Source organism: Streptomyces sp. NPDC014907 (assembly GCF_055562975.1).
Genome location: NZ_JBVHEG010000013.1, coordinates 93,778 through 106,496 on the forward strand (window position 1 = coordinate 93,778; position 12,719 = coordinate 106,496).

8 protein-coding genes and 1 riboswitch are annotated in these 12,719 nt (G+C 73.3%); of the genes, 6 read left to right on the forward strand and 2 right to left on the reverse strand.

All coding sequences use genetic code 11. The annotated features are described in order from the left end of the window. Positions 1-78 precede the first annotated feature (78 nt). Positions 79-1,143 carry a CobW family GTP-binding protein gene (locus tag ACZ3IL_RS26280; RefSeq protein ID WP_467394084.1) on the forward strand — a complete coding sequence of 355 codons (1,065 nt, stop codon included), beginning with the start codon at positions 79-81 and terminating at the stop codon, positions 1,141-1,143. Positions 1,144-1,338: 195 nt separating this feature from the next. Here ACZ3IL_RS26280 and ACZ3IL_RS26285 read toward each other — a convergent pair whose 3' ends face one another. Beyond that, a complete protein-coding gene (locus ACZ3IL_RS26285; RefSeq protein ID WP_467394086.1) occupies positions 1,339-3,798 on the reverse strand; it encodes a DNA gyrase/topoisomerase IV subunit A in 2,460 nt (819 codons plus the stop codon). Positions 3,799-3,979: 181 nt separating this feature from the next. Between ACZ3IL_RS26285 and ACZ3IL_RS26290 the strand changes: the two genes are divergently transcribed. The 4 genes from ACZ3IL_RS26290 to ACZ3IL_RS26305 all read left to right on the forward strand — a co-directional run bounded on the left by ACZ3IL_RS26290 (position 3,980) and on the right by ACZ3IL_RS26305 (position 8,831). Then, the gene (locus tag ACZ3IL_RS26290; RefSeq protein WP_467394088.1) at positions 3,980-5,326 is read left to right on the forward strand and encodes a M16 family metallopeptidase; all 1,347 of its coding nucleotides are present in this window, start codon (positions 3,980-3,982) and stop codon (positions 5,324-5,326) included. Positions 5,327-5,352: 26 nt separating this feature from the next. After that, positions 5,353-6,720: a M16 family metallopeptidase gene (locus ACZ3IL_RS26295; RefSeq protein WP_467394221.1), complete on the forward strand. Its 1,368-nt coding sequence runs from the start codon at positions 5,353-5,355 to the stop codon at positions 6,718-6,720. Positions 6,721-6,986: 266 nt separating this feature from the next. Continuing rightward, positions 6,987-7,152, forward strand: a riboswitch (cyclic di-AMP (ydaO/yuaA leader). 13 nt (positions 7,153-7,165) lie between these two features. Beyond that, a complete protein-coding gene (locus tag ACZ3IL_RS26300; protein ID WP_467394091.1) occupies positions 7,166-7,936 on the forward strand; it encodes a M23 family metallopeptidase in 771 nt (256 codons plus the stop codon). Between the two features lie 211 nt (positions 7,937-8,147). After that, a complete protein-coding gene (locus ACZ3IL_RS26305; RefSeq protein ID WP_467394093.1) occupies positions 8,148-8,831 on the forward strand; it encodes a GntR family transcriptional regulator in 684 nt (227 codons plus the stop codon). A gap of 321 nt (positions 8,832-9,152) precedes the next feature. On the opposite strand, the gene ACZ3IL_RS26310 is transcribed toward ACZ3IL_RS26305, so the two are convergent. After that, the gene (locus ACZ3IL_RS26310; RefSeq protein WP_388694198.1) at positions 9,153-9,434 is read right to left on the reverse strand and encodes an HPr family phosphocarrier protein; all 282 of its coding nucleotides are present in this window, start codon (positions 9,432-9,434) and stop codon (positions 9,153-9,155) included. Between the two features lie 174 nt (positions 9,435-9,608). On the opposite strand from ACZ3IL_RS26310, the gene ACZ3IL_RS26315 reads away from it, so the two are divergent. Next, on the forward strand, positions 9,609-12,716 hold the full coding sequence (locus tag ACZ3IL_RS26315) for a bifunctional acetate--CoA ligase family protein/GNAT family N-acetyltransferase (RefSeq protein ID WP_467394095.1): 3,108 nt from the start codon (positions 9,609-9,611) through the stop codon (positions 12,714-12,716). Positions 12,717-12,719 lie beyond the last annotated feature (3 nt).

A 12,719-nucleotide genomic window follows, 5' to 3' on the forward strand; every position in this document is an offset into this window, starting at 1 on the left:
GCTTTTCCGCTCCTGGGCCCTTCCGCGGGGCGGTGCGCCACGGAGACCACGACCGAGTACGACCGGAGGCATGTTCCCTTGACCACACAGCAGATCCCCGTCGTCGTCCTGGCAGGGTTCCTCGGGGCCGGGAAGACCACGCTCCTCAACCATCTGCTGCGCAGCGCCCGGGGCACCCGCATCGGGGTCATGGTCAACGACTTCGGCGACATCGGCATCGACGCGATGACCGTCGCGGGCCAGGTCGGCTCCACGGTCTCCCTCGGCAACGGCTGTCTGTGCTGCGCCGTCGACGCGAGCGAACTCGACGAGTACCTGGAGGTCCTGACCCGGCCCGAGGCCCGGCTGGACGTGATCGTGATCGAGGCGAGCGGACTCGCGGAGCCGCAGGAACTCGTCCGCATGGTGCTCGCCAGCGAGAACGAGCGGATCGTGTACGGGGGGCTCGTCCAGGTCGTCGACGCTGCCGAGTTCGAGGCCACCCGGCAGCGGCACCCCGGGACCGACCGGCACCTCGCCGTCGCCGACCTCGTGGTCGTCAACAAGGTCGACCGGGTGCCCGGGGACGGGCTGCGGACCGTACGGGAGACGGTGGCGGGGCTCGCCGGGCGCGCCGTCGTGATCGAGGCCTCGCACGGACGCGTCGACCCGGAGTTCCTTTTCGACCGGGTCGTACCGGACGGCGAGATCGAGGGCCAGATGTCGATCGAGGACGTCCTCCACGACCTCGACGGAGACGGGCAGGCGCATCCGCACGCGGACTACGAGGCCTTCTCGCTGACCGCCTCGACGCCGCTCCACCCGCGCCGCCTGATGGAGTTCCTCGATTCGCGGCCCGAGGGCGTCTACCGGATCAAGGGCTTCGTCGACCTGGGCACCGCCGACCCGCTCAACCGCTACACCGTCCACGCGGTCGGGCGCTTCCTGCGCTTCTACCCGGAGCCCTGGCCCGCCGGCGAGGAACGCCTCACCCAGCTCGTCCTGATCGGCTCCGGCACCGACACGGCCCGTCTCCGCAAGGACCTCGCCGCCTGCGAACTGAACGGCCCGGAGGACGTGCCCGACGAGCACAGCATGTGGGGCGTCCTGCGGTACGTGCGGCGGACGGAGCAGGACCCGGGGCAGGAGGACGCGGTCTCCTGAGCCGGGCGGGAGGGTCCGCCGGCCCGGAGGCCGGACCGGCCCCCCCGCCGGCCGCGGCCCCCTCGCGCCGGCAGCCCGCAGGTTCGCGGAGCGGGCGGGGCCCCGCCCCGGCCCACGGCGATGTCCGGCGGGCACGCGGAGGCCCCCGCGGGGCGGCGCCTTCGCCCGCCCCGCGGGGGCCCGGGGGGAGCGGGGTCAGACGGCGGGGCCCGCCACCACGTCCACCGGCTTCGCCAGGGGGGTCCCCGAGCCGTCGCGGCGGGGGTCGATCTCCGGCAGGTCGACCGGGGCGCCGGTCTTCTGGGCGGCGCGGGCCGGGGTGGTACCCGCCCAGGCCAGGATCAGGACGTCCTCGCCCTTCAGGAAGCGGTGGCAGCGGACGCCGCCCGTGGCACGGCCCTTGCGCGGGTACTGGTCGAAGGGCGTCAGCTTCGCCGACGTCCCGACGGAGGCGTCCAGGGCGCCCGTGGAGCCCGCGATCGTGAGGACGACGGCGTCCGACGCCGGGTCGACGGCCGTGAACGACAGGACCTCGGCGCCCGCCGCCAGCTTGACGCCCGCCATGCCGCCGGCCGGCCGGCCCTGGGGCCGTACCTGGGAGGCCTGGTACCGCAGCAGCTGGGCGTCGGACGTGATGAAGACCAGGTCCTCCTCGCCCGTCCGCAGCTCGGCCCCGCCGACGATCCGGTCGCCGTCCTTGAGGGTGATGACCTCCAGCTCGTCCTTGTTCGCCGGATAGTCCGGCACCACCCGCTTCACCACGCCCTGCGACGTGCCGAGCGCGAGACCGGGCGAGGACTCGTCGAGCGTGGTGAGGCAGACCACCGTCTCGTCCGCCTCCAGGGAGAGGAACTCCGACAGCGGCGCCCCGCCCGCCAGGTTCGGGACGCTCACGGTGTCCGGCAGCCGCGGCAGGTCGATCACCGCGAGCCGCAGCAGCCGGCCGGCCGAGGTCACCACGCCGACGTCACCGCGCTGGGTGGCCGCCACCGACGACACGATCACGTCGTGCTTGACCCGCTTCGCGTCCGGATCGGCCGCGGGCAGCTCCGCCGTCGCCGTACGGGCCAGCAGGCCGGTCGAGGAGAGCAGCACCCGGCACGGGTCGTCCGCGACCTCCAGGGAGACGGCCGTGACGGGCGCGCCCGCCGACTCCAGGAGGACGGTCCGCCGGTCGGTGGCGAACTTCTTGGCGACCGCGGCCAGCTCCGCCGAGACCAGCTTCCGCAGCTCCGCGTCGGAGTCGAGGATTCCGGTCAGCTCGTCGATCTCGCCGTTGAGCCGGTCGCGCTCGCTCTCCAGCTCGATCCGGTCGAACTTGGTGAGGCGGCGCAGCGGGGTGTCCAGGATGTACTGCGTCTGGATCTCGCTCAGGGAGAAGCGCTCCATCAGGCGCTCCTTGGCCTGCGCGGAGTTGTCGCTCTCCCGGATGAGGCGGATGACCTCGTCGATGTCGAGCAGCGCGACCAGCAGGCCCTCGACCAGGTGGAGCCGGTCGCGCTTCTTGGTGCGGCGGAACTCGGAACGGCGCCGGACGACCTCGAATCGGTGGTCCAGGTAGACCTGGAGGAGCTCCCTGAGGCCGAGGGTGAGCGGCTGCCCGTCGACCAGCGCCACGTTGTTGATGCCGAAGGACTCCTCCATCGGCGTCAGCTTGTAGAGCTGCTCCAGGACCGCCTCGGGCACGAAGCCGTTCTTGATCTCGATGACCAGACGCAGCCCGTGGCTGCGGTCGGTGAGGTCCTTGACGTCCGCGATGCCCTGGAGCTTCTTGGAGCCGACCAGGTCCTTGATCTTGGAGATGACCTTCTCGGGGCCCACCGAGAAGGGCAGCTCGGTCACGACGATGCCCTTGCGGCGCGCCGTCACGTCCGTCACGGTCGCGGTGGCGCGGATCTTGAAGGTGCCGCGACCCGACTCGTACGCGTCCTTGATGCCGGAGAGGCCGACGATGCGGCCGCCGGTCGGCAGGTCCGGGCCGGGGACGAAGCGCATCAGCGCGTCGAGGTCGGCGTTCGGGTACCTGATCAGGTGGCGGGCGGCCGCGACGACCTCGCCCAGGTTGTGCGGGGGCATGTTGGTCGCCATGCCGACCGCGATGCCGGAGGCGCCGTTGACCAGCAGGTTCGGATAGGCGGCGGGCAGCGCCACCGGCTCCTGCTCCTGGCCGTCGTAGTTCGGCGCGAAGTCGACCGTGTCCTCCTCGATGGACTCGGTCATGAGCAGCGCGGCCGGGGCCATCCGCGACTCGGTGTACCGCATGGCGGCCGGCGGGTCGTCGTTCCCGAGGGAGCCGAAGTTGCCGTGGCCGTCGACGAGGGGGAGACGCATGGAGAAGGGCTGTGCCATGCGGACCATCGCGTCGTAGATCGACGCGTCGCCGTGCGGGTGCAGCTTGCCCATCACCTCGCCGACGACACGGGCGCACTTCACGAAGCCGCGGTCGGGCCGCAGCCCCATCTCGTTCATCTGGTAGACGATGCGGCGCTGGACGGGCTTCATGCCGTCGCGGGCGTCGGGAAGCGCGCGCGAGTAGATCACCGAGTACGCGTACTCGAGGAAGGAGCCCTGCATCTCGTCGACGACGTCGATGTCGAGGATCTTCTCCTCGTACGCGTCGTCCGGCGGCGGTGTTTTCGTGCTGCGGCGGGCCATCGCGGCTGCGGCTCCTTCACCAACATGGTTGCTCTGACGCGGACCATTGTGGACCGTGCCACCGACAACGCCGACCGCGACCCGGAAGAGGGACATCTCGAACGGGCGGGAACTTCGCCAGGTGTCGGCGCGCTTGCATACAGTGGCAGGACTTTTTCACATCGCGATCGAAGGGACGTACATGCCCATGGGTCACACGGCCACGGCCGAGGCCGGCTCCGGCGGCCTGACAGCGACCGAGCACCGGCTGGCGAACGGCCTGCGCGTGGTGCTCTCGGAGGACCACCTGACCCCGGTCGCCGCGGTCTGCCTCTGGTACGACGTCGGCTCGCGCCACGAGGTCGAGGGCCGCACGGGCCTGGCCCACCTCTTCGAGCACCTGATGTTCCAGGGGTCGAAGCAGGTCCACGGGAACGGTCACTTCGAACTGGTCCAGGGTGCGGGCGGCTCGCTCAACGGCACGACGAGCTTCGAGCGCACCAACTACTTCGAGACCATGCCCACGCACCAGCTGGAGCTCGCCCTCTGGCTGGAGGCCGACCGCATGGGTTCGCTCCTCGCCGCCCTGGACGACGAGTCCATGGAGAACCAGCGGGACGTCGTCAAGAACGAGCGCCGCCAGCGCTACGACAACGTGCCGTACGGCACGGCCTTCGAGAAGCTGACCGCCCTCGCCTACCCGGAGGGCCACCCCTACCACCACACGCCGATCGGCTCCATGGCCGACCTGGACGCGGCCACCCTGGAGGACGCGCGGAACTTCTTCCGCACGTACTACGCCCCGAACAACGCGGTGCTCTCCGTCGTCGGCGACATCGACCCGGAGCGGACCCTCGCCTGGATCGAGAAGTACTTCGGCTCCATCCCGTCCCACGACGGCAAGCCGGCCCCGCGCGACGGCTCGCTGCCCGACGTCATCGGCGAGCAGCTCCGCGAGGTCGTCGAGGAGGAGGTCCCGGCGCGCGCGCTGATGGCCGCCTACCGGCTGCCGCACGACGGCACGCGCGAGTGCGACGCCGCCGACCTGGCCCTGACGGTCCTGGGCGGCGGGGAGTCCTCCCGTCTGCACAACCGCCTCGTCCGCCGCGACCGCACGGCCGTCGCCGCCGGTTTCGGCCTGCTGCGCCTCGCCGGGGCGCCCTCGCTCGGCTGGCTGGACGTCAAGACGTCCGGGGGCGTCGAGGTCCCGCGGATCGAGGCAGCCGTCGACGAGGAGCTGGCCCGGTTCGCCGCCGAGGGGCCCACGCCCGAGGAGATGGAGCGCGCGCAGGCCCAGTTGGAGCGCGAGTGGCTGGACCGGCTCGGCACCGTCGCGGGCCGCGCCGACGAACTGTGCCGGTTCGCCGTGCTGTTCGGCGACCCGCAGCTCGCCCTCACCGCCGTCGACCGCATCCTCGACATCACCGCCGAGGAGGTGCGGGAGGCCGCCGCGGCCCGGCTGCGTCCCGACAACCGCGCGGTGCTCGTCTACGAGCCGGTGGCCGACGAACAGAGCGACAGCGACGAGGAAGAGGGGGCGGACCAGTGACCGACGCTGCCGTGTCTTTGACGAGCATGGAGTTCCACCCGCGGCCGGCGCCGGGCACCGCCCGGCCCTGGGCCTTCCCGGCCCCGGACCGCGGCGCCCTGGAGAACGGCCTGACCGTGCTCACCAGCCACCGCCCCGGCCAGCAGGTCGTGGCCGTGGAACTGTTCCTGCCGGCCCCGCTGGACGCCGAGCCGGCCGGTCTCGACGGCGTCGCGACCATCATGGCCCGCGCGCTGTCCGAGGGCACGGACAAGCACACCGCCGAGGAGTTCGCGGCCGAGCTGGAGCGCTGCGGCGCCACGCTCGACGCGCACGCCGACCACCCCGGTGTACGGGTCTCCCTGGAGGTCCCGGTCTCCCGGCTGCCCAAGGCGCTCGGTCTGCTCGCCGAGGCCCTGATCGCCCCGGCGTTCCTGGAGACCGAGGTCGAGCGCCTGGTGCGCAACCGTCTCGACGAGATCCCGCACGAGACGGCCAGTCCGGCCCGGCGGGCCGCCAAGCAGCTCTCCAAGGAGCTGTTCCCGGCCGAGTCCCGGATGTCCCGGCCGCGCCAGGGCACCGAGGAGACCGTCGCGGCGATCGACGCCGCCGCGGTCCGCGCCTTCTACGAGAGGCACGTGCGGCCCGCCACGGCGACCGCCGTGGTCGTGGGCGACCTGACCGGGGTGGACCTGGAGAAGGTCCTGGCGGAGACGCTGGGCGCCTGGACCGGCGATCCGGGCGAGCCGCTCCCGATGCCGCCGATCACCGCCGACGACACCGGAAGGGTCGTCATCGTGGACCGTCCCGGCGCCGTCCAGACCCAGCTGCTCATCGGCCGGATCGGCCCCGACCGGCACGCCAGCGTCTGGCCGGCCCAGATCCTCGGCACGTACTGCCTGGGCGGGACCCTGACCTCGCGTCTGGACCGGGTGCTGCGCGAGGAGAAGGGCTACACGTACGGCGTGCGGGCCTTCGGGCAGGTGCTCCGCTCCGACGCCGAGGGGAACGGCGCCGCGATGCTCGCCATCAGCGGCTCCGTCGACACCCCCCACACGGGCCCGGCCCTGGACGACCTGTGGAAGGTGCTGCGCACCCTGGCCGCCGAGGGCCTCACGGACGCCGAACGGGAGACGGCCGTGCAGAACCTGGTGGGGGTGGCGCCGCTCAAGTACGAGACGGCCGCCTCCGTCGCCGGAACGCTCGCCGACCAGGTGGAGCAGCACCTGCCGGACGACTTCCAGGCGCGGTTGTACGCGCGCCTGGCCGAGACCGGCACCGTCGAGGCGACCGCCGCCGTCGTCAGCGCCTTCCCGGTGGACCGGCTCGTCACCGTCCTGGTGGGCGACGCGGCGCAGATCGCGGAGCCGGTGCGCGCGCTCGGCATCGGTGAGGTCACCGTCGTCGGCGGCTGACCGCTCCTCGCGGGGCCGGCGGCCCACCGCCGCCGGCCCCGCGCACGGGGTCCCGGCCCGACGGCCCGTCAAGGGCGCTGTTCCTCCGGGGGAGAAGCGCGCCGTGAGGGACCACCCGCAAGGGAATTGTCCGTATTGGCGGCAAGAGTGATCTTCTGCCCTGTGGCATGTCTTACAAAAGGTCATGTTCGGTTGGTGATCGACTGGCGGCCCGCATACCGTCGATCCGGCTGTTCGCCAGTCGTACCCGCCGCACCCGCGGCACCGGACAGCCATCGCCGAGTCCCCGTCAGGCGCGAGCCCGGGGAGCCGGGGACCCGCACGCAGTCCCTGGGGTGAATCGGACGCCTTCGTCCCGTACGGAGGGGCCCGTAGGAGACCTTCCTGCTCCGAACCCGTCAGCTAACCCGGTAGGCGAGAAGGAGGGAAAGGAAACAGCGTCTTCATGGCGTTCACCCGTGCCACCGGGAAGCATCGTGGACCGAGCCGGATGACGCGCCGCGGCGCGGGCATCGCCGGCGCAGCGACACTGGCCACCACCGGCGTCATCGGAACCCTCGCCTCCCCGGCGCTCGCCGCCGACACGGACCACCGCTCGCCCGAGGACACCGGCCTCGTCGAGGTGATCACCGAGGACTCCCTCGTCGACCGCGTCAACGCCCAGGCCGCCGCCCAGGACCGGCAGGCCTTCGAGGCCGCGGCCGAGGCGAAGCTCCGGGCCGAGGCGAAGCGCAAGGCCGAGGCCCGCGCGAAGGAGATCCGCGAGGCGAAGGAGCGCGCCGCCCGCGAGGCCGAGCGCCGCCGCCTGAACTCCTTCCAGCTCCCCGTCGCCGGTTCGTACGTCTCCACCGGGTACAAGACCGGCGGTTCGCTCTGGTCCTCCGGCAGCCACTCCGGCGTCGACTTCCACGCCGCCTACGGCAGCCGTGTCGTCTCCGTCGGCTCCGGCACCGTCGTCGAGACCGGCTGGGGCGGCGCGTACGGCAACAACATCGTCATCCGGATGAACGACGGCACGTACACCCAGTACGGTCACCTCTCCTCCATCGGGGTGTACGTCGGCCAGACCGTCGAGCCGGGACAGCAGATCGGCGTCTCGGGCTCGTCCGGCAACTCGACCGGCCCGCACCTCCACTTCGAGGCGCGCACGAGCCCCGAGTACGGCTCCGACATCGACCCGGTCGCCTACCTCCGCGCCCGCGGCGTCGCCGTCTGACACCGCCTCCTCCGCGTGCCCCCGGACCCGGGGGGCACCCGCGTCGAGAAAGCCCCGGCTCGCACTGAGCCGGGGCTTTTCTTCGGCCAAAAGAAGCCCATGAAATCCGGTGGGGCATCGGAAATTCCGGCGGGCTGCAATAGAGTCGTGGACCGGGCGCGAAACGGGCGCCGCCCGAATGGGCTCGCGCGGAACGAGGCGGAGGTCGGACATGCGTATTCCCGCGCATTCGGTGTGCACGGCGATCCGGGACGACATCGTCTCCGGCGTCTTCGCGCGGGGGAGCCGGCTGACCGAGGAGCAGCTCGCCCGCCGGTACGGGGTCTCCCGCGTCCCGGTCCGCGAGGCGCTGCGCACCCTGGAGTCGGAGGGCTTCGTCCTCACCCGGCGCCACGCGGGGGCACACGTGGCCGAACCCACCGAGCGGGAGGCGGCCGACCTGCTCGACATGCGGGCGCTGCTCGAACCGCTGGGGGCGGCGCGGGCCGCGCAGCGGCGCACCGAGGCCCATCTCAAGGTGCTGCGCGGTCTGGTCAGGCTGGGTCAGGAACGGGCCGAGCGGAGCCCGGGCGAGGATCTGCGCCCGCTCGGCGGCTGGTTCCACGAGACGCTCGCGCAGGCCTGCGGCAGCCCGGCCCTGACGGCGCTGCTCACCCAGTTGCGGTACAAGATCGCCTGGGTGTACGCGATCGAGCAGCCCGGACGGCCGGTGGACGCCTGGGCCGAGCACGGCGCGATCGTGGACGCCGTGGCGCGCGGTGACGCGGAGCGGGCGAGGGTGCTGACCGCGCTGCACACGGAGCGCTCGCTGCCGCTGCACCGGCTCAAGGGGGCGGAGCGGGGCCGTGTGAGGGTTCCGCAACATGCCGTCAACACGACGAGCGCCCGGAATTAACACGTCCACCGTATACAAGACCGTGGGCAAGGGGGCGGAATTCGGCGGACGCTTTTCGTGCTGCCCGAAAAAAGGGGGACGGGAAAGGAGAAATGCCGTGCCCCGCGATTGCGGCGGTCACGGCATTTCAGGATGCGAAAAGAGCGAAGGCGCGAGGGGGACGGGAGTCGTTCCCGGCTCGGGCGCCCGGCCGGGCCCCGGCCCGGACCCGACCCGGAACGATTCCGGCCCGACTCGCCCCAGAGCGGTCCGACCCGACCCGATCCGGCTCGACCCGGTCCGGAGCGGCCCCGGTCCGGGCCCGCTCGTGAACCGGACGGTTCAGACGGTCTCGGGGAGCTCGTCCAGGCCCTCGGCGACCAGCTTCGCGAGGCGGTCCAGCGCGGCCTCGGCGCCCTCGGCGTCCGAGGCGAGCACGATCTCCTCGCCGCCCTGCGCGCCCAGGCCGAGCACCGAGAGCATGGAAGCGGCGTTCACGGGGGCGCCGTCGGACTTGGCGATCGTCACCGGAACGCCGGAAGCCGTGGCGGCACGGACGAAGATGGACGCGGGGCGGGCGTGCAGGCCCTCGGCCCATCCGACGTTGACGCGGCGCTCAGCCATGGTGTTGCCCTTCAAGTCTCAAGCGGGTTGTCTAGACCAGTCTCTCACGGGATGAGAGGTGCTCACACCGGTCCCCGGCCCGGTCCGGACCGCCTTCCGGCCCTCTCACCTTGCAACGGGCGACCCCGCCGCGCGACCGGTGCCCCACCCGTGCCACGGCCGTAGGCTGACCCCATGCAGAGCGCGTCGGAACAGCCGGAAGCGACGGAACCGCAGGTGGCGCCGGAGCACGCCTACCCCGACCACTGGGAGGCGGACGTGGTGCTCCGCGACGGTGGCACCGCGCTCGTCCGGCCCATCACCACCGATGACGCCGACCGGCTCGTCAGCTTCTACGAACAGGTCTCGGACGAGTCGAAGTACTACCGCTTCTTCGCCCCCTACCCGCGCCTCTCCGCCAAGGACGTGCGCCGCTTCACCCACCATGACTTCGTGAACCGGGTGGGGCTCGCGGCGACCGTCGGCGGCGAGTTCATCGCCACCGTCCGCTACGACCGCATCGACGACCGGGGACTGCCCGCCTCCGCCCCGGCCGACGAGGCCGAGGTCGCCTTCCTCGTCCAGGACGCGCACCAGGGCCGCGGCGTCGCCTCCGCCCTGCTCGAACACATCGCGGCGGTGGCCCGTGAACGGGGCATCCGGCGCTTCGCCGCCGAGGTGCTTCCCGCCAACAACAAGATGATCAAGGTCTTCACCGACGCGGGCTACACCCAGAAGCGCAGCTTCGAGGACGGTTCCGTCCGCCTCCACCTCGACCTCGAACCCACCGACCGCTCCCTCGCCGTCCAGCGGGCCCGGGAGCAGCGGGCGGAGGCCCGCTCCGTGCAACGGCTGCTCGCTCCCGCCTCGGTCGCCGTCGTCGGCGCCGGCCGCACCCCCGGCGGCGTCGGCCGGACCGTCCTGCGCAACCTCCTCGGCGCGGGCTTCGCCGGACGCGTGTACGCGGTGAACTCCGCGCTCCCCGAAGCCGGCGACGGGGACGGCGGCCCGGTCGAGCTCGACGGCGTCCCCGCCCACCGCTCCGTCGGCGCCATCGGCGAACCCGTGGACCTGGCGATCGTCGCCGTCCCCGCCGAACGGGTCCCGGAGGCCGTCGCGGACTGCGGCGAGCACGGCGTGCGGGGCCTGGTCGTGCTCTCCGCCGGATACGCCGAGAGCGGCCCGGACGGCCGCGAGCGGCAGCGCCGGCTCGTGCGGCAGGCCCGCTCCCACGGCATGCGGATCATCGGGCCCAACGCCTTCGGCATCATCAACACCGCCGCCGACGTCCGGCTCAACGCCTCGCTCGCGCCGCGGCTGCCGGCCACCGGGCGCATCGGGCTCTTCACCCAGTCCGGCGCGATCGGGATCGCGCTCCTCTCCGGACTGCACCGCCGGGGCGCCGGGCTCTCCTCCTTCATCTCGGCCGGCAACCGCGCCGACGTCTCCGGCAACGACTTCCTCCAGTACTGGTACGACGACCCCGGCACCGACGTCGTCCTCCTCTACCTGGAGTCGATCGGCAACCCCCGGAAGTTCGCCCGGCTCGCCCGCCGCACCGCCGCCGTCAAGCCGGTCGTCGTGGTCAAGGGCGCCCGGCACAGCGGCAGCGCCCCGCCCGGACACCGGGTGCCCGTCACCCGCGTTCCGCACGCCACGGTCTCCGCGCTGCTCCGGCAGGCCGGGGTGATCCCCGTCGACACCGTCACCGAACTCGTCGACGCCGGACTGCTCCTGTCGGCCCAGCCCCTGCCCGCAGGACCCCGGGTCGCGATCCTCGGCAACTCCGAGTCGCTCGGCCTCCTCACCTACGACGCCTGCCTGACCGAGGGGCTGCGGCCGCTGCGGCCACTGGACCTGACGACCGCGGCGACCCCGGAGGACTTCCGGGACGCGCTGGCGGCGGCCCTCGCGGACGAGGCGTCCGACGCGGTCGTCGTGACCGCGATCCCCTGGGTCGGCGAGGACGGCGCCACCGAGTCCGGCGACGGCGAGGTCCTGGCGGCCGCGCTCCGCGAGGCCGCCGCCTCCGCCCCGGCGAAGCCGGTCGTCGTCGTCCACGTCGAGATGGGCGGCCTCGCGGAGGCCCTGGCGGTGGCCACCAGCACCCGGCCCGCCCCGGCGGGGCGGGAGACCGGGGAGGGAACCGCGACCGGACCGTCCCCGTCGGCCGGCCCCTCCCCGTCGTCCGGCCCGGGGCGGACCCCCGGCCCGGAACGGACCCCCGGCCCGCCGTCCGCCACCGGGACCGCGTTCGCCACCACGACCACGCCCACCACCGGAACCGCGTCCGCCACCACGACCACGCCCACCACCGGAACCGCGTCCGTCCCCGCGACCACGCCCGTCACCGCGACCGCGACCGCGCCCGCTCCCGGAGGTCCGCCCTCCCCGGACGCCCCCTCCGCCCCCGCTCCCGCCCGTCCCCCGATCACCATCCCCTCCTATCCCGCCGCCGAGCGGGCCGTGCGGGCGCTGGCCGAGGCCGTGCGGTACGGGCAGTGGCGGCGGCAGGCGGCCGAGCCCGGCCGGGTGCCCGAGTACGAGGACGTCGACGAGGCCGGGGCCGCCGCCCTGATCGCGCGGGTGCTCACCGCCGGGGACGCGGACGCGCGGGGCGTGACCCTCGGCCCCCGGGAAGCGGGCGAACTGCTCGCCCGGTACGGGATCGCCGTCCTGCCGTCCCTGCCCGCGCCCGCGCCCGACGCCGCCGTCGCGGCCGCCGCCCGGCTCGGCTATCCCGTCGCCCTCAAGACGACCGCCCCGCACCTCCGCCACCGCCCCGACCTCGGAGGGGTCCGGCTCGACCTGGCCACCGAGGAACAGCTCCGCACGGCCTACGCCGAGCTGACCGACGTCCTCGGCAAGCCCGAGGAGCTCCAGCCGGTCGTCCAGGCCATGGTGCCCCGGGGCGTCGACACCGTCGTCCGCTCCGCGATCGACCCGGCCGTGGGCGCCGTCCTCTCCTTCGGCCTGTCGGGCGCGGCCTCCGAACTCCTCGGCGACACGGCCCACCGGCTGGTCCCGGCCACCGACCGGGACGTCGCCGAACTCGTCCGCTCCCTCCGGACCGCCCCGCTGCTCTTCGGATGGCGCGGCTCCGCCCCCGTGGACACCCCGGCCCTGGAGGACCTGCTGCTGCGGGTCTCCCGGCTCGTCGACGACCACCCCGAGGTGGTCGCCGTCTCCCTGGAGCCCGTGGTCGTGGCGCCCCGGGGCCTCTCCGTCCTCGGGGCGACCGTCCGCCTGGCCCCGCCCCCGCCCCGGACGGACCTCGGCCCGCGCAGCCTGCCGAGGTACTGAGCG